Origin of the sequence: uncultured Chitinophaga sp., assembly GCF_937874145.1 — a bacterium.
Classification (GTDB): domain Bacteria; phylum Bacteroidota; class Bacteroidia; order Chitinophagales; family Chitinophagaceae; genus Chitinophaga.
This window is the reverse complement of record NZ_CALNBI010000289.1, coordinates 1-1458: the sequence shown is the minus strand read 5'-3', so window position 1 is coordinate 1458 and position 1458 is coordinate 1. Positions and strand designations below refer to the sequence as shown.

The 1458-nt window shown below is 55.8% G+C and carries 2 protein-coding genes; both read right to left on the bottom strand.

Annotated elements, in window-relative coordinates; all coding sequences use genetic code 11:
• Window positions 1–1010 (bottom strand): RagB/SusD family nutrient uptake outer membrane protein (locus Q0510_RS14340; protein WP_298713044.1); only part of this gene is annotated, 1010 nt, incomplete at its 3' end.
• A gap of 24 nt (window positions 1011–1034) precedes the next feature.
• Window positions 1035–1458, bottom strand: a 424-nt coding sequence (locus Q0510_RS14335) for a hypothetical protein (protein ID WP_298713043.1), incomplete at its 5' end; no start/stop codon positions are given.

Here is a 1458-nt window from a genome sequence, read left to right as displayed (position 1 = left end):
AACAGTTCAAACGTATACCGGTACCGCTGGATGATCTGTTGCGAGTTCGTTTCGGCGATCTTCAGCGGATCGGTCAGGAAATTGCCCACGCCTTCGCTTACCAACGAATCCTTGTAATGCAGGCCGTTGAAGTTGAAGGTGGAATAAGTGAAAGTGGCCACGCTCATCTCCGCTTCCGCCACACGGTAACGGATGGTGAAGATGATTTCGTTGTTGCCTTTGTTGTTGTAGGCGAACACGTTGGCGAACGAGGGAAGCAGCTGGGTTCCGCTGATGGCGTCCAGCGCATCTTTCGCCTCACCGAGATCGGCGGTATTATTGTACACTTTGGCAGACCACAGGAAAACCTCGCCCTTGAGCATGCGCGCCGCATTGGGCGTGAACTGGGTTTTGTCGGCCGATGCCGCCGTGCCGAAAAGCCGCAGCGATTCGTTCACGTCGCTTTTCACGAGGGCCAGCACATCCGCTTCGGAAGACCGCGCCTTGCGCAGGCTCACCACATCGATGGTCCCGTTCAGCACTTCCGGTTCGGTACGGATAGGCACGCCGCCGTACGTCCGCAGGAGGTGGAAGTAATAATAGGCACGCATGGCATACGCCTGGCCGAGGAGGTAATTCTTTTTCTCCGCGGGGAGGAATGCCACTTCATTTACTTTCTGGATGAAGAGGTTCAGCTGGAGGATCGGGCCGTAAAAGCCTGCCCAGCCGCCTACGCCCGCGGAGTTTTCCTCGATGCGCTGTTCGATGATCTGGAGCTCGTTGAGCGATGTATTCTGTACGTCTACATTGCTCATCCCGCCGCCGCGCATTTCACCCAGCCGGAAAAACTGGAACTGGTTATCGCGGAACTGTTTGTGGAGGCCCACCATGAAATTGGTGACCTGTACTTCGTTCTTCCAGAAGTTGCCGTCGCCGAAATAGTCTTCCGGCGTAAGTTCCAGCGTTTTATGACAGGAGGTGAGGACGACGGCGATGGCCAGCACCCGGAATATGTATTGTAGTTTGTTCATGTCGGAATTGATTGAGATCGGTTATCAGAATTGAAGATTGGCCCCGAAGATCAGCTGCGTCGGGATGATGTAAGCACTGTTCTGGCTGCCGGTGCGTTCGGGCAGGTTGATCTGGCTGTTGGTGATGTATCCCAGGTTCTGGCCGGTAACGGTGAGCGTGAGCCCGTTGATGCGCGCCGGTTTCAGGATGTGGGAGGGCACCTTGTAGCTCAGCGAAACGTCGCGGAAGCAGAGGTAGCTGGAATTGGCCCAGAACATGCTGCTGGGACGGTCGTAGTTTTTGGTGTTCAGCTGGTCGGCCCAGGTATAGCGGGGGTATTTGGCGTTGGGGTTCTCCGGCGTCCAGGTATCCTTCACTACATCGGTAGCATTGAATTCGCCCTGGAAGCTGCCCAGCGCCCACATGTTCATGAAATCCTGCTGGATATGCCCCAGCGCGAAGTCCATG